18 protein-coding genes are annotated in these 21,030 nt (G+C 65.6%); 6 read left to right on the forward strand and 12 right to left on the reverse strand.

All coding sequences use genetic code 11. The features are described from left to right. Positions 1-48: 48 nt before the first annotated feature. The 7 genes from BM357_RS03435 to BM357_RS03465 all read right to left on the reverse strand — a co-directional run bounded on the left by BM357_RS03435 (position 49) and on the right by BM357_RS03465 (position 7,436). Positions 49-1,407 (reverse strand): M20/M25/M40 family metallo-hydrolase, encoded by a 1,359-nt coding sequence (locus BM357_RS03435; RefSeq protein ID WP_245783813.1) that lies wholly within the window; start codon positions 1,405-1,407, stop codon positions 49-51. A 17-nt stretch (positions 1,408-1,424) separates the two neighbouring features. Beyond that, a complete protein-coding gene (gene sdaAB / locus BM357_RS19690; protein WP_217647660.1) occupies positions 1,425-2,093 on the reverse strand; it encodes an L-serine ammonia-lyase, iron-sulfur-dependent subunit beta in 669 nt (222 codons plus the stop codon). Then, positions 2,090-3,067: an L-serine ammonia-lyase, iron-sulfur-dependent, subunit alpha gene (sdaAA, locus tag BM357_RS19695; RefSeq protein WP_175511431.1), complete on the reverse strand. Its 978-nt coding sequence runs from the start codon at positions 3,065-3,067 to the stop codon at positions 2,090-2,092. Before sdaAA ends, sdaAB begins: the two co-directional genes overlap by 4 nt. A 151-nt stretch (positions 3,068-3,218) precedes the next feature. Continuing rightward, the gene (locus BM357_RS03450) at positions 3,219-4,103 is read right to left on the reverse strand and encodes a complex I NDUFA9 subunit family protein (protein WP_074949638.1); all 885 of its coding nucleotides are present in this window, start codon (positions 4,101-4,103) and stop codon (positions 3,219-3,221) included. Positions 4,104-4,509: 406 nt separating this feature from the next. Then, entirely contained in the window at positions 4,510-4,704 is a 195-nt protein-coding gene (locus BM357_RS03455) for a YbdD/YjiX family protein (protein ID WP_074949640.1), read from the reverse strand. A gap of 13 nt (positions 4,705-4,717) precedes the next feature. Then, a complete protein-coding gene (locus tag BM357_RS03460; protein ID WP_074949642.1) occupies positions 4,718-6,784 on the reverse strand; it encodes a carbon starvation CstA family protein in 2,067 nt (688 codons plus the stop codon). Positions 6,785-6,959: 175 nt separating this feature from the next. Further along, a complete protein-coding gene (locus BM357_RS03465; protein ID WP_029421587.1) occupies positions 6,960-7,436 on the reverse strand; it encodes a flavin reductase family protein in 477 nt (158 codons plus the stop codon). Positions 7,437-7,663: 227 nt separating this feature from the next. Between BM357_RS03465 and BM357_RS03470 the strand changes: the two genes are divergently transcribed. Continuing rightward, positions 7,664-8,878, forward strand: coding sequence for a multidrug efflux MFS transporter (locus BM357_RS03470; protein ID WP_074949644.1), 1,215 nt, complete (start codon positions 7,664-7,666; stop codon positions 8,876-8,878). Positions 8,879-9,093: 215 nt separating this feature from the next. Here the strand turns inward: BM357_RS03470 and lhgO are convergent, their stop codons facing one another. Beyond that, a complete protein-coding gene (gene lhgO / locus BM357_RS03475; protein ID WP_074949646.1) occupies positions 9,094-10,314 on the reverse strand; it encodes an L-2-hydroxyglutarate oxidase in 1,221 nt (406 codons plus the stop codon). Beyond that, complete coding sequence (locus BM357_RS03480) at positions 10,314-11,141, reverse strand: FadR/GntR family transcriptional regulator (protein ID WP_074949648.1); 828 nt, start codon at positions 11,139-11,141, stop codon at positions 10,314-10,316. Before BM357_RS03480 ends, lhgO begins: the two co-directional genes overlap by 1 nt. Positions 11,142-11,442: 301 nt before the next feature. Between BM357_RS03480 and BM357_RS03485 the strand changes: the two genes are divergently transcribed. Next, on the forward strand, positions 11,443-12,696 hold the full coding sequence (locus BM357_RS03485; protein WP_074949650.1) for an MFS transporter: 1,254 nt from the start codon (positions 11,443-11,445) through the stop codon (positions 12,694-12,696). An 88-nt stretch (positions 12,697-12,784) separates the two neighbouring features. On the opposite strand, the gene BM357_RS03490 is transcribed toward BM357_RS03485, so the two are convergent. Beyond that, positions 12,785-13,981: an ROK family transcriptional regulator gene (locus BM357_RS03490; RefSeq protein ID WP_074949652.1), complete on the reverse strand. Its 1,197-nt coding sequence runs from the start codon at positions 13,979-13,981 to the stop codon at positions 12,785-12,787. Between the two features lie 212 nt (positions 13,982-14,193). On the opposite strand from BM357_RS03490, the gene BM357_RS03495 reads away from it, so the two are divergent. From BM357_RS03495 to BM357_RS03510, 4 genes are all read left to right on the forward strand, one after another. Continuing rightward, positions 14,194-15,315 carry a sugar ABC transporter substrate-binding protein gene (locus BM357_RS03495; RefSeq protein ID WP_245783814.1) on the forward strand — a complete coding sequence of 374 codons (1,122 nt, stop codon included), beginning with the start codon at positions 14,194-14,196 and terminating at the stop codon, positions 15,313-15,315. Between the two features lie 118 nt (positions 15,316-15,433). Continuing rightward, complete coding sequence (locus tag BM357_RS03500; RefSeq protein WP_245783815.1) at positions 15,434-16,225, forward strand: ATP-binding cassette domain-containing protein; 792 nt, start codon at positions 15,434-15,436, stop codon at positions 16,223-16,225. After that, positions 16,222-17,433: a sugar ABC transporter permease gene (locus BM357_RS03505; protein ID WP_074949654.1), complete on the forward strand. Its 1,212-nt coding sequence runs from the start codon at positions 16,222-16,224 to the stop codon at positions 17,431-17,433. Before BM357_RS03500 ends, BM357_RS03505 begins: the two co-directional genes overlap by 4 nt. A gap of 573 nt (positions 17,434-18,006) precedes the next feature. After that, complete coding sequence (locus BM357_RS03510) at positions 18,007-18,453, forward strand: hypothetical protein (protein ID WP_074949656.1); 447 nt, start codon at positions 18,007-18,009, stop codon at positions 18,451-18,453. A 56-nt stretch (positions 18,454-18,509) separates the two neighbouring features. Here the strand turns inward: BM357_RS03510 and scpC are convergent, their stop codons facing one another. Together scpC and BM357_RS03520 are read right to left on the reverse strand one after the other, a co-directional pair. Next, entirely contained in the window at positions 18,510-20,024 is a 1,515-nt protein-coding gene (gene scpC, locus BM357_RS03515) for a succinyl-CoA:acetate CoA-transferase ScpC (RefSeq protein ID WP_074949658.1), read from the reverse strand. Positions 20,025-20,353: 329 nt separating this feature from the next. Next, on the reverse strand, positions 20,354-21,016 hold the full coding sequence (locus BM357_RS03520) for a LytR/AlgR family response regulator transcription factor (RefSeq protein ID WP_074949660.1): 663 nt from the start codon (positions 21,014-21,016) through the stop codon (positions 20,354-20,356). Positions 21,017-21,030: the final 14 nt, after the last annotated feature.

Here is a 21,030-nt window from a genome sequence, read left to right on the forward strand (position 1 = left end):
GGTTCGCCCGACCGTACCGCAGTCACTCGCGTCCTCAGCGCTCACCCTTCATCCGACGGTCCCGGCAAAACGCCCCAACGCGTGCAGCACGTGGCAGGTGCATCGGATGCCGCCCAAGAAGTTGTCGATCCCGATGTTCTCATTCGGCGAATGGTTCGCCTCGTCGAAGTTGGCGTACGGCACGATGATGGACGGCACGCCGAGCGTTTTCGTCCACACCGCGTCCGGGAGGCTCCCGCCGAGGCTCGGCTGAAGCACCGGTTCCATCCCGTACGCCGTGCGCACCGCCTCCGTGACCACCCGCACCACGTCCAGGTCCGCCGGCGTCCGCGACGGGCGCATGGCCCCCAGGTGGCGCACCTCCACGTCCGGGGCGTGGCGGCGAACGTGATCGCAGAACTTCCGATAGATGTCGTCCGGATCCTGGTCGGCCACGAGGCGCATGTCCATCTTCACCGTCGCCGTCGCCGGGATGATGGTCTTGCTGCCCTCGCCGCCGTACCCGCTGTGGAAGCCGCAGATGTTGAGCGTCGGCTCCAGCGACAGTTTGCGATAGTACGTGGGTCCGTCCAGATCCAGCGTCGGGTAGCCGATCTGTCTCGCCACACGATCCCGGTCGTACGGCAACGCCTTCAACAGCTCCACCTCCGCCTCCGTCGGCCGGCGGACGTCATCGTAAAAGCCTTCAATCAAAATGTGGCCGTCCGCGCCCTTCATCGTCCCGAGCAGGTGCACCAAGGTCCAGGCCGGGTTGGGGACGATGTTGCCCTTGTTGCCGGAGTGGTTGTCCCACGCCGCGCCCCGCGCCGTCAGCTCCACATACAGCATGCCGCGCACGCCGAGCAGGACAATCGGCGCGCCGCTGTCGTGCATCGGGCCATCCGAGGTGTAGACGAGATCGGTCCGCAGGAGATCGCGGTGGCGAGAAACAAACCCGTCCAGGTGCGGACTGCCCGTCTCCTCCTCGCCCTCCAACAGCACCTTCACGTTGACCGGCAGCTCCCCGAACGCGTCCAGGTACGTCTTGATGGCCAAGAGTTGGGCCATGAGCTGGCCCTTGTTGTCACCCGCCCCACGCGCGTAGATGCGGCCGTCGCGGACGGTGGGCTCGAAGGGCGGGGAGACCCAGGCGTCCAGCGGATCGGGCGGCTGCACGTCGTAATGTCCGTAGATGAGCACCGTGAACGCGTCCGGGTCCCGGATGCGCTCGCCGTAGATCATCGGGTACCCATCCGACGGCATGAGGCGGGCGTCGAGGCCGCACGATTGCATGAAGCGGACGATCCACTCGGCGCACGCCTCCATGCCGACGTTCTGCGTGCTGATGCTCGGTTGGCGAAGTAGGGTGAAAAGCTGTTCCAAGTATTCGCCGCGGCGTTCGGTCAACAAGGCTGAGACGTTCTGCACAGGTTCCCCTCCCATCGCTATGCCACGTACACCAACCGGATGTCGCGCAGCACCGGGATGGAGCCGCGCAGCGCCTGAACCAGGTCCTCCTGCACCGCCTCGTCGACCTCGCACACCGTCACGGCCTCCCCGCCGCGGCTGCGCCGCTCCAGCGCCAGGCGGGCGATGTTGTAGCCGCTCGCGTCGAGGATGCGCGAGACCGTCGCGAGGAAGCCTTTGCGATCCTCGTGGTACAAGATCAACGTCGGCCGCTCACCCGAGAACTTGAGCGGCAGCCCGTCCAACTCCTGCACCTCGACCTTGCCGCCGCCGATGGAACTGGCGAGCACCTGCACGGTGCGCGTGTCCCCCGTCGCCGTCACCAGCACCGTGTTCGGGTGCACCTGGCCGAGGTTGACCTTTGCGAACGCGTACTGCAGACCGTGGGAGGCCGCCACCTGCTCCGCATTCGGGATGTCCTCGCTGTCCGTGGGCAGCCCCAGCACCCCGGCCAACAGCGCGAGATCCGTCCCGTGGCCGCGGTACGTCTCCGCGAAGCTGCCCGCGAGCTCGAACTTCACCCGCCGCGGTGCCTCCCCCAGCACCTGCCGGACGATGTTGCCAATCCGCACCGCCCCCGCCGTGTGCGAGCTGGACGGCCCCACCATCACCGGCCCGATGATGTCGAACGCGCTCTGGTACTTCACGACGCATCCCCCCGATGGCTCTCGCCGGTCCCACCGGCGACGGCCGGCTCCCGGCACGCCGCCTCCGCCAGCGTGGGCCCCGCGTTCCGCCGGGCTGCGCGGTCACCGAACACCTTCTCGCGCAGCGCCTTGCCTGTCGGCGTGCCGGCGAGGCCGCCGATGCCCGTCTCGCGCAGCGACACCGGCATGTCCTTGCCGATCTCGTGCAGCACGGCAATCACCTCGTCCGGCGGGATGACGCTCCGCACCCCCGCCAGCGCCATGTCGGCGGCCGTCATCGCGGTGATGGCGTGCAGGCCGTTGCGCACGATGCACGGCACCTCGACCAGGCCGCCGACCGGATCGCACACCAGGCCGAGCGAGTTTTTCAGCGCCAGGCCCACCGCGTGCCCCACCTGTTCCGGCGTGCCGCCCGCCAGCTCCACCAGGGCGCCCGCCGCCATGGCCGTGGCCGATCCGACCTCCGCCTGGCACCCTCCGGCCGCCCCGGAGATGGACGCCGAGTTGGCAATCACGAGGCCAATCGCAGCCGCCGTCAACAGCGCCATCACCAGCTCCTCGCGGCGGTAGCGCCCGCTGTCCAGGGCCGCCACCAGCACGCCCGGGAGAATCCCCGCCGATCCCGCCGTCGGCGTGGCCACAATCCGCCCCATCCCGGCGTTGACCTCCGACACCGCGAGCGCATACGCCGTGGCCCGCAGCGTGTCGGGATGCACGAAGCTCTGCCCCCGCTGCAGGTACGCGTGCATCCGGTGCCCGTCGCCGCCGGTGATACCGCTTCGCGTCATCACCGGTTCGCGCGTGCCCTTGCGGACCGCTTCCTCCATGACGTCGAACTGGCGTGCCATGCGCGCCAAGATCTCCTCTTTCGTCCGCCCCGTCTGTTCCGCTTCCACTTCGAGCATCAGTTGTCCGATGGTCACGCCGCGCTCATTCGCCATCCGGATCAACTCGTGCAGATGTGTGAACGCCACCAATATCCCTCCAAGACGCCGCCGCCCCGCGCGGCCATCTCCAGCACCTGCCAGGCAGGGGCCGTCATGAATGCGTTCTCAGGGCGCCCCTGACGCGGCGCCCGTCACTCCTGCTCCATCCTAAGCCACGGGCGGGCGGAGAGCAATGGGGTCACCCCGGCAGGATCACGGTGAAGGGCACGGGCGCGAGATCGAAATCCCGGTACGCGGCATCCGGGTCCATGCACACGTTGCCTTCGAGCAGCATGGTCAGTTGGTCTTGGGTGAGGGGGAAAGAAGGAAACCGTTGGAGGATCGGAACCAGGGCCCGCATCACGCCAACGGGGACGCGCACCGTCCGCAGCGGCCGTCCAAGGGCGACGGCGATGCGGCGCAGAATGTCCAGGTAGGTGAGCACCTCCGGGCCGCCCAGCTCATACGCGGCGTCCCTGGGGGACACAACGGCCTGCGCGATGGCCCCCGCCACCGTCTCGACGGCCACCGGTTGCAGAGGGAAGCTTCCGTCGCCGATGACTGGCACCACCGGGGCGAACCGCACCAGGTCTGCCAGCTGACCGACGAACTCCGGTCCGGGGCCGCCACGCCCGAAGATCACGGACGGCCGGAAGATGGTGTGGCGCAGGCCGCTGGCGCGGACGGCTTCCTCGGCGGCCCACTTGGTCCGGTGATACGCGGACACGGCGTCCGGCCGCGCCCCGAGGGCGCTCATGTGCACCACCCGGCTGATCCCCGCCTGGCGGGCCGCGGCGAGCACGGCGCGGGTCGCATCCACGTGCATGCGCTGCATGGTCACGCCGCGGCGCGGCAGCTCGCGGATGATGCCGACCAGGTGCACGACGGCGTCGCAGCCCCACATGCCCACCGCGAGGGCCGCCTCGTCCGTCACCTCCCCGGTGACGATCTCCACGCCCGTCCGCCGCAGGGGCCGCGTCGATCCCGGACGCTGCAAAATGACCACCTCGTGCCCCGCTCGCACCAGGGCATTTACGACCGGGACGCCCACGTAGCCCGTCCCGCCTGTGACGAACACGCGCACAACCGCTCACCTGCCCCTGTGCCACACCGCGGCGCGCCCGGGGTCACCGGTCCGCCCGTCCCCTCCGCAGGACGCGCGGCCGAACCGGGGGACGCATCCCTGCGGGCCCGCCTGTGGCCGTTCATTCTCCTTGATTATGCCTGTTGTCAGACGGTTTTGTCGAGTGCGCCCGAATCCCGTGATCCCTGGCCTGCGCCAACCGCACGGCCGGCGTTCACAGGCTTCAGGAGAGACAAGGCAGAGACAAAGCGGCCATCCTCCGGAGCGGCGTGATGACGGATGGAGTAGAAAAGAAAGAGGGGGAGCCGCCGGCGTGTCTGACACGTCCCGGCGATCCCCCTGGTCAGGCGCTTCCCCCGGTCCCCGTCTGCCGCCCCCCGGGCGGACACGGTCGTTTAACAGCAGCTTAACAACAGCGGGTGACTTTGCCGCTCTCGTAGCGCTCTTTCAGGCAATACATGTAATATTCGCGTTCGGACATCGGCGTCTCCCCGGGATGCGCCTGGCGGTGATGCTCCAGGTACCGCTCATAGTTCGGCATCCCGAAGATGGTCTTGACGTGGGTGTTCAAACGTTTCCAGGCCGCTATCAGTTGGTTCATGACGCATCCTTCCTCACGCGTGAGCGGACGCGCCCTGCGCCGGAACGAACTCCGACTCTTGCAGGGCAATGCGTTCCTTCTTGAACAACACCTTATACCATATGCGCAGTGCTGCCAAGACGACCAGGACCACGACGGCGACAAAGACGAGGGTGACGATGGCGTCCAGGTGATCGTTGAACACGACCTCGTGCATCTGCCCCATGTCCTTCATCGGCGCGACCACCTTGCCGGCGTCGATGGACTTTTGAATCAGGGCGGCGTGCGCGTAGAAGCCGATCTTCGGATCGCCCGAGAACACCTTCATCAGGCCGGCGCCGAGGGTGGTGACGAGCAGCCAGACCATCGGCACAATCGTCACCCAACTGTAGCGCGCCTTGCCCATCTTGATGAGGATGGTCGTGACGACCGCGAACGCGATGCCGGCGAGCATCTGGTTGGCGATACCGAACAAGGCCCACAGCGAGTTGATGCCGCCGTACGGGTCCGTGACGCCCTGATAGAGGAAGTAGCCCCAGCCGGCCACCGTGATCGCCGAGGCGATAACGTTGAACCCGTAGTTGCGGGTGTTCGCGAACGGCTTGTAGACGTTGCCGATGAGATCCTGCAGCATGAAGCGCCCGATACGGGTACCGGCGTCGATGGTGGTCAGGATGAACACCGCTTCAAACAGGATGGCGAAGTGGTACCAGAATGCCATGAACCCGCCGAAGAAATGGGAGAATAGGCTCGCCATCCCGACCGCGAGCGTCGGCGCCCCACCGGTGCGGGAGAGCAGATTCTTTTCGCCAACCTCTTTGGCGAGATTGGTGATCTGATCTGGCGTCACCTGGAAGCCCCAGCTGCTGATGACGTGTGCGGCGTTCGCCACGTCCGTCCCGATGGCAGCGGCAGGCGAGTTCATCGCGAAGTACACGCCCGGATCGAGGGCGCAGGCCGCAATCATCGCCATGATGCCGACGCCGGACTCCATGAGCATGCCGCCGAAGCCGATGAAGCGGGCGTGCGATTCCTTCTCCAGCATCTTCGGCGTCGTCCCGGACGACACCAGGGAATGGAAGCCGGAGACGGCGCCGCAGGCGATGGTGATGAACAGGAACGGGAACAGCGGACCCGCGAACACCGGCCCGGTGCCATCGACGAAACGCGACACCGAAGGCATCTTTAGGTTGGGCAGGACCAAGAGAATGCCGAGCGCCAGCAGGAAAATGGTGCCGATCTTCAGGAACGAGCTCAGGTAGTCGCGCGGCGCCAACAGCAGCCACACCGGCAGGACCGACGCGATGAAGCCGTAGATCATCATCAGGATGGCGAGCGTTTGGCCGCTGAACGTGAAGTACGGGGCGAGCGACGAGTTGGCCACCGCCTGGCCGCCGATGAGCGCCAGGATCAACAGCACGAGCCCAATCAGCGAGCCTTCCAGCACTTTGCCCGGGCGGACGAAGCGCATGTACAGGCCCATGATGATGGCGATAGGAATGGTCATCGCGATGGTGAACGTGCCCCAGGGCGATCCTTTGAGCGCGTTGACGACGACCATCGCCAACACAGCGATGAGGATGATCATGATGAAGAAAATGCCGAGCGCGCCGAGAACACCGGCCACGGGGCCGATCTCGTCCTTGGCCATCTGGCCGAGCGACTTGCCGTTCCGGCGCATGGACCCCATCAGGACGACGAAGTCCTGCACCGCGCCAGCCAACGCGACGCCGATGAGAATCCAGAGGGTGCCGGGCAAATACCCCATCTGGGCGGCGAGCACGGGTCCGACCAGCGGACCGGCACCGGCGATGGCGGCGAAGTGGTGGCCGAACAGCACCCACCGGTTGGTCGGGACGAAGTCCTTCCCGTCGTTGATCACCTGTGCGGGGGTGGCACGGCCGTCGTTCAGTCCAAAGACTCGGTAACCGATGAATTTGCTATAAAACCGATAGGCGACCGCATACGTCACCACGGCGGCGACAATCATCCAGGCCGCCGACACGGTTTCACCGCGATGCCACGCCAAGGTGGCGAACGCGATGGCGCCGAGAATGGAGATCACGGTCCACACGGCGATTGAAACCGCTTTCTTCCCCAAAGTCCCCTTCCTCCTTCTTGTTTTTTTCGCCAATGAAAACTTGAAGACGGGTTCGCCCGGTTATGTAGATTATATTCGCTTTGTTCCGACATCACAATCAAGATTTTGAAAGGGCGCCGCCGGGGCCGACGGGGATGCTTCCGCACCCCCGCCTTCCGGTTGGCCGCGTCCGGCGTCAGCCTCCGTAGAACAGCCCCAGCTCGCGCAAGGTCAGCGGATCGCCCGTGCGGTGCACACCCGCGTCGACCACCTCGCCGACAAACAGGACATGGTCGCCCCGGTCCACCGTGTCGGTCACGCGGCACTCGAACCACGACAGCGCATCCTTCAGGATGGGGCTGCCGGTGGTGGCGGTGTAGAACTCCACGTCGCCGAACTTGTTGCCGACCCGGGAGACGGGTTTAAAGAATTGGAAGGCGAGGTCCTTCTGGCCGGTCTCCAGCACGTTCACGGAGAACACGCCCGACTCGCGGATCCCGTCGCAGGACGCGGTGCCTTTCTTGACACCGATGGCCACCAGCGGCGGCGTGAACGAGGTCTGGGTCACCCAGTTGCCGGTGAACGCGTTGACGTCGTCCCCCACCTTGGTGCCAATGACGTACAACCCGTACGTGATGCCTCGCAGTGCAGTCTTCTTCGCTTGTTCGTCCACGCTGAACGCCTCCTTCTTCTCACGGATTCGCGCCCGGCGCCCGCATGGCGGCGCAGGGCACCGTGCATCCGGTGTGGCGGATGCTCGTGTCACCATGATAGTCCAAAGGGCGGATTCAAATCACGCCACCCCGTCCGGCCGCTGGGTCAAACCTCTCTTGCCGTCGGAAGGGTTTGCGGGTAATATCATTCGTGATCTGAAATTTTCCCGGATTGAAGTGATTCGCCATGCCGTTATGGAAAAGAAATCTGTTTGTGTGTTGGTTCGGGTGTTTTGCCACCACGGCCGGGATGAGCCTCATCGTGCCGTTTCTGCCGCTGTACATCCAGTTGCTGGGCGTGCACGACACCGCGGCCGTGGAGCGTTGGTCCGGGCTTGCGTTCGGATCGACCTTCCTGATGTCGGCCATCGTCTCCCCCATCTGGGGGCGCATCGCCGATCAAAGGGGACGAAAACTGATGCTCTTGCGGGCGAGCCTCGGCATGGCGATCATCTGTTCGCTGATGGGGTTCGCCCACAACGTTTATGAACTCACGGCGCTGCGGCTGCTGATGGGATCGGTCTCCGGCTACATCGCGGCGGCGATCACGCTGGTCGCCACGCAGACCCCCCGTGATCACGCCGGATGGGCCCTCGGCACCCTCTCCACCGGCACGGTGGGCGGTAACCTCATCGGTCCCCTGGTAGGCGGATACCTGGCCGAGGTCATCGGGTTGCGCAACGTCTTTTTCGCCACGGGCCTCATGATGTTCGTCGCGTTCCTCATCACGTTGTTCCTCGTCAAGGAGGCATTCAAGCCGTCGAAGAAGGCGTCGGTCCCCTGGCGAGAGGTGTGGCGCATGGTCCCGAACCCGCGGGTGGTGGTCACGATGATGGCATCCACCTTCGTCCTGCAACTCGCCATGATGTCCATCCAGCCCATCGTCACCGTCTACGTCTCCCAGTTGACCGGCCCGTCGCGCCACATCGCACTCATTGCCGGCTGTGTTGTGGCCGCCGCCGGGATTGCCAACGTGTTGGCCGCCCCGTGGCTCGGCAAACTGTCCGATCACGTCGGCCCCCAGCGCGTCCTGGTGGTCTGCCTGGTGATTGCGGGCCTGGTGTTCATCCCGCAGGCGTTCGTCACCTCGCCGTGGCAACTGATGGGGCTGCGCTTTCTGCTCGGCCTGGCGAGTGCCGGCCTGTTGCCGTCCATCAACGCAATCGTCAAACGCAGCGCACCGGAAGCGCTGTCCGGCCGCGTGTTCGGCTACAACCAGTCGGCCCAGTACCTCGGCAACATCGGCGGCTCCATCCTGGGTGGCCAGATGGCAGCCGCGTTTGGCATTCACTATGTATTCTTTTCCACCGCCGCGCTGATGTTGCTCAACGCCCTGTGGGTGTTCACCAGCACGCGGGATCGCCACAATAAACACCGCGCCGTCCCGCACCCGTCCGTCTAACCAGGGTTGTGGTACCTGCGAGGAGCCCATCATAGGCCGGATAAGTGGGAAGATCGGATCATTGGGCTCGTGCGAACCGTCGGGATCGACCCTGAAGCCAAGTTTTGCGGTCACCGCGGTGGGAGGCCGTTACCGTGTGAAGAAACGACGGCACCAGAGAGGCCGCTCCGGACCCCACAGCCGGCAGGTGCACGCCTTCCTGGTCCACCCAGATTTTAGATCGCGTGGGACACGGCGGGCGCGACATACTCAGACGCGATGTATTCGCCGATGCACAGCGACGCCGTCGCAGCCGGAGACGGTGCGTTGCACACGTGCACCACCCGCCCCTGCCGAATGACGGCAAAGTCGTCCACCAGCTGGCCGTCTCGGGTGAGCGCCTGGGCGCGGACCCCTGCCGGCGCAGGACGCAGGTCGTCCTCCGTGATCTCGGGCATCAGGCGCTGGACGTTGCGCACAAACGCACGCTTGCTGTAGGAGCGGATCATCTCCGCCACGCCCTGCCGCCAATACTTGCGAGCCAAGCGGCGGAAGCCCGGGAAAGTGAGGGATTCACCGAGATCGCGCACATTCACGTCCCACTTCGTGTACCCTTCGCGCCGGAACGCGAGTACCGCGTTCGGCCCTACGTCGACGCGCCCGTCTATCATCCGCGTGAAGTGCACACCGAGAAACGGGAAGTTGGGATCCGGCACCGGGTAGATGAGATTCCGCACCAGGTGGCGCCGCTCCTCCGACAGCTCGTAGTATTCCCCACGAAACGGCACGATGCGCACCCCCGTGTCGACACCTCCCAGCCGGGCGATCCGGTCGGAAAACAACCCCCCGCAATTCACCACCAGCCGTGCGTGATATTCAGCCGTCTGCCCCCGGTCGCCTCGGGTTTGCACCACGACACCGTCGCCACGCTCGACGAGGCCGACCACCTCTTGCCCGAGCCAGATCTCCCCGCCAGCCTGGCGGATGTCGTCGGCCAGTGCCTCACACACCTGACGATAGTTGACGATCCCCGTCATCGGCACGTGGATGGCGGCCACGCCCCTGACGTGCGGCTCCAGCTCACGCAGCTCGTCCTGGCCGATGAGCCGAATCTGAAGGCCGTTGTCGAGGCCGCGCTGATACAGGCGCAGTAGCCCTGCCCGTTCCGACTCGTCCGCCGCCACGATGACTTTGCCGCACACCTCGTGGGCGATGCCATGCTTCCGGCAGAACGCCACCATCCGCCGGTTGCCTTCCCGCGCCAGGCGGGCCTTGAGGCTGCCCGGTTTGTAGTAGATCCCAGAGTGGATCACGCCGCTGTTGTGCCCCGTCTGGTGCTCACCCACCCGCGGCTCCTTCTCCACCACGGCCACGCGCTGCCTTGGCTCCCGCTGTATCCACGCGTGTGCAGTGGCCAGACCGACAATGCCTCCGCCCACAATCACGACATCGTACATCATGCTTCATCCTCTCCGCTGTAAGTACCTTTCGTACGCGCCCGGGGCGCCTGGACGGGAGGCTCCTGTCCCTGGGGCGACGCCGGGGGCGCACCTGCCTGTACCTCCTGTGCACGAGGAACAGTGCGGGTGACGAGGCGGACGAGCTTGCCTCGCACGTTCTCCAGGTGGTCTACCATGGCGGTGCGGGCTGCGGCGGCATCATGCTGCCGAATGGCCGCCACAATGGCGGCGTGCTCGTCCGCCACCTGGCGGACGCGTTCCGCGTCGCCCTGGTTCTTGCCGAGCGTGTAGGCCATGCCTTCTGCGACGAGATCGGAGATGCGGTCCATCAACTCCACCAACACCGGGTTCTGCGTGGCTCGCGCGATGGCCCGGTGCAGCCGAAGATCGCTGTTTGCCCCGGTCCCGTGCGCAGAGACCTCGTCCCAGTACGCGGCCAACGCTTCCTCCATCTGGCGCACGGTCTCCTCATCCGCGCGGGCGGCGGCCAACTCGGCGGCTCCCGCCTCGAGCAGGATGCGCACCTCGAGCAGATGAAGCGCGGCTTCCGGAAAATTGAGGAGGGACGCTGCAACCGGGGGAATGTAGGTGCTCACGTCCACCTGTCGCACGAAGCTGCCCTCACCGTGCCGCACCTCGATGATGCGCGCTGCAGCCAGCACGGACAGCGCCTCGCGAATGCACATCCGGCTCACACCGAACGCCTCCGCCAGATCCTTCTCGGACGGAAGGCGCTTTCCCGGCGGGTACTCGCCGCTTTGGATCATCGCCTTGATGCGGTCGACGACTACGTCGCTCAACCGTGATCGTGGGATTTTCTCCATCTTTCTCCTCCTTTCCGCTCGTCCCACGTACTGGGTGCGCACTGATGCCCACTGTACCGCGTATGGCGTCCACCATACCCCGTGGACAAACATCAACGGGATAACCCTCACTTCTCACCCGGCGCTATTGACATCCTTGTAAGCGCCTTCTATGATTTTACTTGTCAGACAACCTGATGACCCGGTCACTAGGTATCATAGCAGACGTTTTGTGGATTGAAAACCGCGATCGAAAACCGCGGAACAGGTCACCAGGTGGAACGTCGGACACAAGATCTACAAACGGAAGGGAGCGGTCATCATGAGTCAACCTGCCCTGTCGCGCCCGCTTCAAGCGGACATCGAGCCGCGCACGCATTTCCGGTGGTGGTTCGCCGTCGCATTGTGGTTCTTGCTCTTGGTGTCTTACGTAGACAGGACCAACATCTCCATCACCGGGCCATTGATGGTGAAGGATCACGTGGTCACCAACGCGGGTCTCGCGTTGGCGAACAGCTTGTTCTTGTTCATGTACGGGCTGTCCAACATTTTCGGCGGATACCTGGGTGACCGGCTCGGGCCACGGAAAGTCGCCGTCATCGCCCTCACATGGTGGTCGCTGATGACATTGTTCACCGGACTGGTTTGGAGCACAGCGGCACTGGTGCTCTCGCGCGTCCTGCTCGGCCTGGGCGAAGGTATGCACTGGCCGATGAACTCCAAGTGGGTGAAGGCGTGGTTCCCACCGCGTGAGCGTGCACGGGCGAACATGTTCTGGGAGTTCGGGCTGACCGTTGGACCCATTCTCACCGGTCCGCTGATCACGTGGATGGTGCTGTCGTTCGGATCGTGGCGCATCCCGTTTGTGGTGTTGTTCGTGATCGGCATTGCCGTCATGTTGCCCGTCGTGTGGTTCGTGGCCAAGGACAAACCGGAAGAACACCCGCGCGTCTCCAGGGCGGAGCTGGCCTACATTCAGTCGGGTGCGCGTGAAGAAGATGTCGCGATGCGATCCGTTACGCTCGGCGAGATCTTCCGCAAGGCGGATTTCTGGCTGCTGCTGCTCAATTGGTCGGGTATGGCGACGGTGTTCTACGGCATCCTGTTCTGGCTGCCGAAGTACCTGCTGACGGTAAGGCACATCACCCTGCACAACACAGGTATTTGGTACATGCTGCCGTACATCCTGATGACCGTGTGCCTGGTCATCACAGCGGTGCTCAGCGACAAGTGGATGAAGCGTTCCATCTTCGCTGGGGTCGCCACCCTCATCGCAGCGCTGGGCTTGTTCCTCGGGACGCACGCCACCAATCTCACCGTCGCGATGATCCTCATCTCCATCTCCAGCGCGATGAACGGCGTGGTACTGCCCACCATCTGGAGCTCGTTGCAAAAGATGTTCCCGAGCCAAAACGTCGGCGTCGGTGCCGGCTACCTGAACGGTTTGGAAAATATCATCTCCGCCATCGGGACATACATCCTCGGCATTTCGTTCGCCGTCGGCTTCCCGTACCTCATCATCTTCGCCGTGGTCGGCGGCATCAGCGGGCTCATCCTGGCGGCGCGCGGGTATTGATCGAATTTCACATGAATGGCCCGGCGCGGGCCGTGTACATGCGCGGGTGCCTTCCTTTGAGGGCACCCGTTTTTGCGTTTCCGCAGCATCATCCCCCGCCCGCGACGTCGCCCGTCCGCAGCAGCGTCTCCTCGGCGACAATGCCGGCGGCACCGACGGCCTGGACGCTGGCCTCCGCCATCGCAAGGCGCACGTCCCGCGCGACAGGCAGGGTACGTGCCCGCAGGGTGTGCTCCAGCTCCTCGCGGACGAACCGCTCCGATGCCGCCAGGCGGCCTCCAATGACGATCAACTCCGGGTTCAAGGCATTCGCGATATTGGCCAAGCCGACCCCCAGGTAGTGGCCGACGTGGGCGAAGGCCCGGACGGCGTTCTCGTCTCCGGCCTGCGCGCGTTCGAGCAGCCGCGGAACCACGTCGAAGCCGGTGCAGCGCAGGCCGGGATCCGTGCGCGCGTACACCTCGTTCCACAGCGCCAGCAGCGCGCTCTCCGAGGCGTATTGCTCCCAACACCCGCGGTTGCCGCAGGAGCAGCGCAGACCCATGGGATCGATGGTCATGTGCCCGTACTCGCCGGCGAGCCCCGCGATTCCCCGGTACAACTGCCCGCCCAGCACCAATCCCGCGCCAATGCCGATGCCGACGTTGACAAACACCAAGCTCTCGACCGCCGGATGCGCACGATACATGGCCCAGGCGCCGCAGTTCGCGTCGTTGTCGATGAACACGGGAATGTGAAATTCGGACTGGAGGATGTCCGCGAGGGGCAGATCGCGAATGCCCATGTTCGGGATGTAGTGGATGTACCCGGTCCGGTAGTTGACCAGCCCGGGCAGCGAGATGCCGATCCCGATGACCCCATGGGGGCTCTTCGGCGCCTCGTGGATCAACTGCCGAATGGAATCCGCCAACTGCGACACCAGTTCGTCGCTCGACATCGACGCGGGTTCCATCGGGAGCAGGCGTTCCCAGGCGACCTCGTGATCGAGATTGCACAACACGAGCCGGACCGAGTGAATCTGCACATCGACCCCGATGCTGTATGCCGCGTTCGCGTGAAACTGAAGACGGATGGGCCGCCGGCCGCCCGTGGATGACCCGGGACCCGCCTCCACCACAAACTGCTCCTCCATCAGCTCTGCCACCAGCGAAGAAACGGTGGCCTTGTTCATTCCAGTCGACTCCGACAACGCCGCCCGTGAGATCCCGGGATGATTGCGGATTGCGTTCAACACGGTCAGTTTGTTGCGCCTCCGCATCTCCGCGGCGTCGATCACCATCGCCATCCTCGTCCCGCCCTCCCAGGTTCGTGCGTCCGCGCGGACCGAAGGAATCCATTCCCGTCTTGCGTCCTCACGAGCGCCGCAAAAATGGTGATTGAAATCCGCCGAAACAAAGTTTATTCTATAAACAAAGTTGGCGCAACGCCCTGGCATCCAGTTCGGCTTGTTCTTTGGTTGTGCCGCTTAAGTAAGCGATTTCAAAAGGGGGATGTCACGTGTTCCAGAGGAAGACCAAGGCCACCGCGATGGCCCTCCTGCTCGCCCTTCCGCTTGCCGTCAGCGCCTGCGGGCAGAGCGGCGGCAATACCGGCGGATCGGCGGACAACACGGCGGGCACCAACACGACCGGCAACAACACCGGAGGCTCCTCGTCCGGCGGCGCCACCATCGCGCTGCTCCTGCCGGAGACGGCCACCTCGGCGCGCTACGAGACGCAGGATCGCCCGGACTTCGAGCAGACGGTGCAACAGCTCGCGCCAAACATCAAGGTGATCTACAACAACGCCCAGGGCAACGCCACGACGCAGCAGCAGCAAGCCGAGGCCGCCATCACCAACGGCGCCAAGGTCCTGGTGCTCGATCCGGTCGACTCCAAGGCAGCCGCGGCCATCGTCAACGAGGCCCAGCAGGCGGGCGTCAAGGTGATCTCGTATGATCGCCTGATCACCGGCGCCAACGTCGACTACTACGTCTCCTTCGACAACGAGCAGGTGGGCCGGCTGCAAGGCCAGTACATCGCCGACCACACGCCGAAGGGCGGGACGGTCGTGATGATCAACGGCGCGCAGACGGACAACAACGCCCTCCTGTTCGCCAAGGGTGCCCATGATGTCCTCGATCCGCTGTTCAAGAACGGCACCCTCAAGAAAGGCTACGAGACGTACACGCCGGACTGGCTGCCCGCCAACGGCCAGCGCGAGATGGAACAGGCTTTGACCAAGCTCAACAACAAAGTGGACGGGGTGCTGGCGGCCAACGACGGCCTCGCCGGGGCGGTCATTCAGGCGCTGCGCGCCCAGGGCCTCGCCGGCAAGATCCCGGTCACCGGCCAGGACGCGACCGACGCCGGGTTGCACAACATTCTGCAAGGTCTGCAATCCATGACGGTGTACAAGGCGGTCAAACAGGAGGCGGAGGCGGCCGCGAAACTGGCCGTCGCCCTGGCGAACGGCCAGCAGCCGGAGGCCGGCCTCGTCAACGGCAAGGTGAACAACGGCGCCGAGGACGTCCCGTCCGTGCTGCTGACGCCGGTGGTGGTGACGAAAGATAACATCCAGGACACCGTCATCAAGGACGGGTACACCACCATGGACAAGATCAACGCCGCCAAGTCGTGATTGGCTGAGCCGTGATCGGCCACGTCGTCACGGTGACCGCATGCTGACTCGTCCGGGGGCGCCCGGCCTGGTCCCCACTGGGGACCAGGCCCCCCCGGCGCTTTTGGGAGGGAGCGTCATGCAATCCATGGCCCGGCCGGCACCTGACGCCACGCCGGTGTTGCGCGTCGAGCACCTGCGCAAGTCGTTCGGCGCGGTCCAGGCCCTGACGGACGTCTCGCTGGACGTCTACCCCGGCGAGGTGGTCGCCCTCGTCGGAGACAACGGCGCCGGGAAGTCGACCACCATCAAGATCATCTCCGGGGTCGAGACGCCGGACGAAGGCCGCATCTTCGTGGACGGCGAGGAGGTCCGCATCGACAGCCCGGCAGCGGCGGAGCGGTACGGCATCCAAACGGTCTACCAAGACCTGGCCCTGTGCGACAACCTCGACATCGTATCGAACCTGTTCCTCGGCCGGGAGATCACCCGCCCGCTGGTGCCCCCCTTCCTGCGCCTGCTGAACAAGTCGGCGATGGAAGAGAGGGCCAAACCGGTCCTCGACAGCCTCGGCATCCGGCTGCCGGCCCTGTCCACCCCCGTCGCCAGCCTGTCCGGCGGTCAGCGGCAGACGGTGGCCGTTGCGCGAGCCGTGCTGTGGGGATCCAAACTGGTGCTCCTGGACGAGCCGACCGCCGCGCTGGGCGTCGCCCAGACCCGCCAGGTGCTGGACCTCATCCTGCGGTTGAAGGACAAGGGGCTCGGCGTGATTGTCATCTCGCACAACATGCACGACGTGTTCCAGGTGGCCGACCGCATCGTCGTCCTGCGCCTCGGCCGCACGGCCGGGGTGTTTGACAAGGCATCGGTCACGCGGGAGCACGTGGTGGCCGTCATGACAGGAGCAGCGGCGGAGGTGAACGGCGCATGAACCCAACGGCGAACCCGCCGGCCGTGGAGAAGGAGCGGAAATCCGTGAGCCTCCTCGACGCCTGGCGTGCCCGGATTCGATCCGGCGAACTCGGTCTCATCCCGGTCCTCATCGGCCTGGCCGTCATCTGGCTGGTGTTCCAGTCCATCAACGGCCACTTCCTGAGCAGCCGCAACCTGTCGAACCTGGTCCTGCAGATTGCGACCATCGGCATGCTCGGCGTCGGAGAGACTTTTATCCTGTTGCTCGGCGAGATTGATCTCTCCATCGCCGCCGTCAGCGGCGTCGCGGCCGGGGTGCTGGTGCAGCTCTCGGTGGCCGGGGTCAGCGCTTGGCTCGCCATTCTCGCCGCCGTGCTGACCGGCGCGGTCATCGGGCTGTTCCAGGGCTGGTGGGTCACCTACGTCGGCGTGCCGTCGTTCATCGTGACGCTGGCGGGGTCCCTCGGCTACCAGGGCATTCTGCTCGCCATGCTCGGTCAGGAGGGGACGGTGCCCATTTCGGACAAGTTCCTGCTGTCCATCGAGTCGTCCTACCTCCCCGCCTGGCTGAGCTGGGTGCTCGCGGCCGCGGTGGTCGCGGGCGTGGCGTGGAACGTGTCGCGGACGCGGCAGGATCGATTTTCCCGCGGGCTGGACGCGGCGAGCGGGGCTTCTATTGGCATGCGGATTGCCCTGACGGCCATCGTCGCGGCCATCGTGGTCCTGGTGATGGACAGCTACCGCGGCGTACCGGTGATGGGCCTGATCCTGCTCGTGTTCGTGGTCTTCTTCGGCTTCGTCCTGCAGTCCACCCAATTCGGCCGCCACGTGTACGCGCTCGGCGGAAATGCGGAAGCGTCGCGCCGGGCGGGCATCCCCGTGCGCACCATCCGCATGGCGGTGTTCACCCTGGCCTCGGTGATGGGCGCCATCGGTGGCATCCTCGGCGCGTCGCGCCTGGGCTCGGCGTCGCCCGCCTCCGGCGGCGGCAACCTCCTGATGGATTCCATCGCGGCGGCCGTCATCGGCGGCACGAGCCTCTTCGGCGGCCGCGGCAGCGTGTACAACGCCCTCGCCGGCGCCCTGGTCATCGGCAGCGTCGAGAACGGCATGGACCTGTTGAGCGCCCCCTCCAGCACCAAGTACATGATTGAGGGCGGCATCCTGCTCATCGCGGTCACCATCGACACCCTCACGCGCCGCCGTCGCCAGCGTGCCGGGCGGTAAGCCGCGACGCTCGGGTGAGGCGCGATGGACGGCCGCGCGGTGGCCGGGACGTGGCCGCCCGCGGCCGCGTGGCCGCGTGGCCGGGATGTGGCGGCCAGTGGCCGGGACGTGGCCAGGACATGGCAGCCAGAAGCCGCACCGGCAGACGGTGGGGCGGGCCCGAGCGGGCCCGCCCTTTCCTCTCTCCTGCGGTTCATCGAAGTCCGCTCGCCCTGGGGGCGCGGAAAACGGTGGAGGAGCGGCGGGATCGACCGACCGGCCCCCACCCCTGGAGGCGCGAGAAGCTATCGGGGGGCGGCGCGATCGACCAGCCGGGCCCCCGGTAACATCGAAACCGTTCGTAAGGCCCAGCGGAGACGCGCCGCGAGCGCGGCACGGGCCCCCGGTAACATCGAAAACCAGGGACACACCGCAACGCGCGCCCGGTGACCCGGGCCTCCGCTTCAGACACCCCATGCACACGGGCCCTCAACCGAGTAAAATGGATGGCGTCGCGATCCCGTTGTCCCGCGGGATCGACAGGCGCATCGAGGGTATGCGGCAGCGCATCGCCCCGCAGCGAGGTGACCACGTGTGCAGATTGAGTTGACCAGAGAGCAATACCGGCATCTTCTCGTCCTCATGTTTCTCGGCGAGTGGCTGGTGAACGGTACGCAGATGGACGAATCCCGCCGCCGCGCCATCCAGGAGACGGCGGATTACATTTACGCGATGGCCAGCCAGTTCGGGGCCGAAGACTGGGTGGAATTCTGCGACGAGTGCGGCGTGCACCACGCCAACCAGGCGATGGAGGACGCGCTGTTCCCCATCATCGACGAGTATGACGAGGAGACCTTCTGGGATGTGCTGTCGCATCACCTGGCGTATCGCGACGTGATGACCCAGGCGGGGCCCGATCAGGAGTTCACCAAAGAGATGGAAATGAAACTGTGGCGCCGCAAGGAGCAGTATGAGCAGGAATTTCAGAAACACGGGCTCGATCACGTCCGTCTCGTCTTCCACGGCGGCAAGCGGAAGTGAAAGAGCCCGCCCGAGTGGGAAACAGGAGTGGGGGCCCATCGGCCCCCACATCCGCCTCAATCCGCGAACATCGCGATCCGCTGGCGCATGTCCCCCGTCTCCCTGTAGCGCACGTGCCAGCCAAACGCCTCCTCGAGCAGGTGCGGCGTGTTCCCTCCGCGGGCGTCCGCCCGGCGCAGGTAGTCGCGCAGCGCGTCCTGGTAGTCCGGGTGCGCCAGGTGATCCACGATGGCTTTCGCCCGGGCCCGGGGCGGCAGCCCGCGCAGGTCGACCAGGCCCCGCTCCGTGACCAGGACGTCCACATCGTGTTCCGTGTGATCGACGTGGGAGACGAACGGCACCACACACGAGATGCGGCCGTCCTTGGCGGTGGACTTGGTGACGAAGATCGACAGCGCCGCATGGCGGGCGAAGTCGCCCGACCCGCCGATCCCGTTCATCATGTGCGTCCCCTGCACATGCGTCGAATTCACGTTTCCGTACACGTCCACCTCAAGCGCCGCGTTGATGGCGATCACGCCGAGCCTGCGCACCACCTCGGGGTGGTTCGAGATCTCCTGCGGGCGCAGCACCACCTTGTCCCGGTACCGCTGAAAATTCGCCAGTACGTACCGGTGCATCTCCTCCGACAGCGTGAAGGAGCAGGACGACGCCGCCTTCACCACGCCCGCGTCGATGAGCTCAAACGCCGCATCCTGCATGACCTCGGTGTACACTTCCAGGTCCCGCACCGGCGCCGACTTCAATCCGGCCAACACGGCGTTGGCCACCGAACCGACACCGCTCTGCAGCGGGCCGAACCCTTCCGGCAGCCGGCCGTGGCGCACCTCATGCTGCAGGAACTCCAGGATGTACCCGGCCATCCGCTCCGTCTCCGCGTCCGGCTTCGTGAGCGCGGACGGCGTGTCGCGCTCCTCTGACACCACCACCGCGGCGATTTTCTCCGGTGGGCAGGGGATGTACGGTGTGCCGACGCGATCGCGCACCCCCAGAATCGGAATGGGCCCCCGGTGAGGCCGAGCCTCCGGCGTATAGATGTCGTGCATCCCCTCGAACTCGGCGGGGATGGACGGATTCAACTCCACAATCACCCGTTTCGCCCGCTCGACGAACACCGGGCTGTTGCCCACCGAGGTCGTGGGGATGATGCCGCCGTCCTCCGTGATCGCAGCCGCCTCGATGATGGCCAGGTCGATGTCGCCCCAGTACCCGGCGCGGACCCATTCGGCCGTCTCGCTCAGGTGCTGGTCGACGTATCCCGTCTCGCCGCCATTGATGGTCCGGCGCAGGGTCGCGTCGCTTTGGTAGGGCGCGCGCAGGCTGACGAGATCGTGCGCGGCCAGGAGCGCGTCCACCTCACCGAGCGAAGCTCCGGACAACAGCCGGATGCGCAGGTGCTCGCCTGTGCGCTCCACCCGCCGTACGAGCGCTTTCAAAACCGCCTTGGCGTCGCCCGATTTGGTGAATCCGCTGACACCGATGGTCATCCCGTCCTGGATCCAGCCCTGCACGTCGTCCGCCGCGGCGACGCGGGATCGGACGGCGGCGTTGCGGATGCGCGCCTCCAGCATACCGATTCCCCCTTGGATGTGTATGCGTGATGGCCTGTGCTCTCTCGATGGCCCTGTGCCCCGTGTAAGCGCATACGCGATTCTTGTACACCTATCGTACGCCGAATGCCGGAGGCTTGTCCCGGGTTGCGGATACAACGCCGTATTTCGCGATGAACGTGGGATATGGGGGATGAATGGGGGTATTGGTGGATGTGAAGGAGGGGGTTAGGGGGGGAGGTGGCCCCGGAACGGCTCCGGCCCCCCTGGAACCGTCGCAGGTCAGACCGGGCTTGGGCGGAGCGGCTCGCGTCAGCGCAGGAGCGGAGCCTGAGCCCGGTCCGACCGTCTTAAAACCCCAGAACCTCGCGCACGCGGCGAGTGCAGCCGTGGGCCACAGGCAGGCGTTGTCCGAACGGATGGCGCATTTCCACAATGAGCGCACCGTGGATATCCCGGGAGATGGTCTGGATCCAGCGGATGTTGACCAGGTAGGACCGGTGGATGCGCAGGAACATTCCTTCGGGCAACTGGGCTTCCAGCGCGCTCAACGTGTGGATGGTGGTGAATTTGCCCTGCGGGCTGTGCAGCCAAGTCCGCTTGTCGTAGCTCTCGAACCAGGCGATGTCCTCCACCGGAATGGGCCGCCACACCTCGCCGTCCCGGCCGACGATCACGCGCCGCGGCGACACCGCCCGCGGAAACTGCTGGGGCAGGATGACGACGAGCGCCGCCCGCTGCCCCTCCGGCGCATGCAGCGGATAGCCCTTGCCATGGTAGGGTACCCCGTAGACCTGCTCGTCCACGTCCGTCTCCACGGGGCGGCCAGACTGCATCACGTGCGCCGCCACACTGCCCGTGCGCACCGGGTCCCCTGGCTTGAGGCGGATGTCCCATTCGCCCGGCCTGTAGCGGACATACCGCTCCTCCACCGCCAACGCCACCGACGCAGCCGGCGGGATCCACTCCGCGAGCACCTGTTCAATTTCCGACAGGACCGGCACATCCTTCATGGTTGACGCCCCCA

Origin of the sequence: Paenalicyclobacillus macrosporangiidus, from assembly GCF_900116805.1 — a bacterium.
GTDB classification, from domain to species: Bacteria; Bacillota; Bacilli; order Alicyclobacillales; family Alicyclobacillaceae; genus Alicyclobacillus_H; species Alicyclobacillus_H macrosporangiidus.

Excerpts from the sequence above, each read along its gene's own strand:
- BM357_RS03480 (WP_074949648.1), bottom strand. The coding sequence starts at position 11,141 with ATGGAGAAAATCCCACGATCACGGTTGAGCGACGTAGTCGTCGACCGC.
- BM357_RS03505 (WP_074949654.1), top strand. The coding sequence starts at position 16,222 with ATGAACCCAACGGCGAACCCGCCGGCCGTGGAGAAGGAGCGGAAATCC.
- scpC (WP_074949658.1), bottom strand. The coding sequence starts at position 20,024 with ATGCTGGAGGCGCGCATCCGCAACGCCGCCGTCCGATCCCGCGTCGCC.
- lhgO (WP_074949646.1), bottom strand. The coding sequence starts at position 10,314 with ATGTACGATGTCGTGATTGTGGGCGGAGGCATTGTCGGTCTGGCCACT.
- BM357_RS03470 (WP_074949644.1), top strand. The coding sequence starts at position 7,664 with ATGCCGTTATGGAAAAGAAATCTGTTTGTGTGTTGGTTCGGGTGTTTT.
- BM357_RS03455 (WP_074949640.1), bottom strand. The coding sequence starts at position 4,704 with ATGAACCAACTGATAGCGGCCTGGAAACGTTTGAACACCCACGTCAAG.
- BM357_RS03485 (WP_074949650.1), top strand. The coding sequence starts at position 11,443 with ATGAGTCAACCTGCCCTGTCGCGCCCGCTTCAAGCGGACATCGAGCCG.
- BM357_RS03520 (WP_074949660.1), bottom strand. The coding sequence starts at position 21,016 with ATGAAGGATGTGCCGGTCCTGTCGGAAATTGAACAGGTGCTCGCGGAG.
- BM357_RS03490 (WP_074949652.1), bottom strand. The coding sequence starts at position 13,981 with ATGGCGATGGTGATCGACGCCGCGGAGATGCGGAGGCGCAACAAACTG.
- BM357_RS03500 (WP_245783815.1), top strand. The coding sequence starts at position 15,434 with ATGCAATCCATGGCCCGGCCGGCACCTGACGCCACGCCGGTGTTGCGC.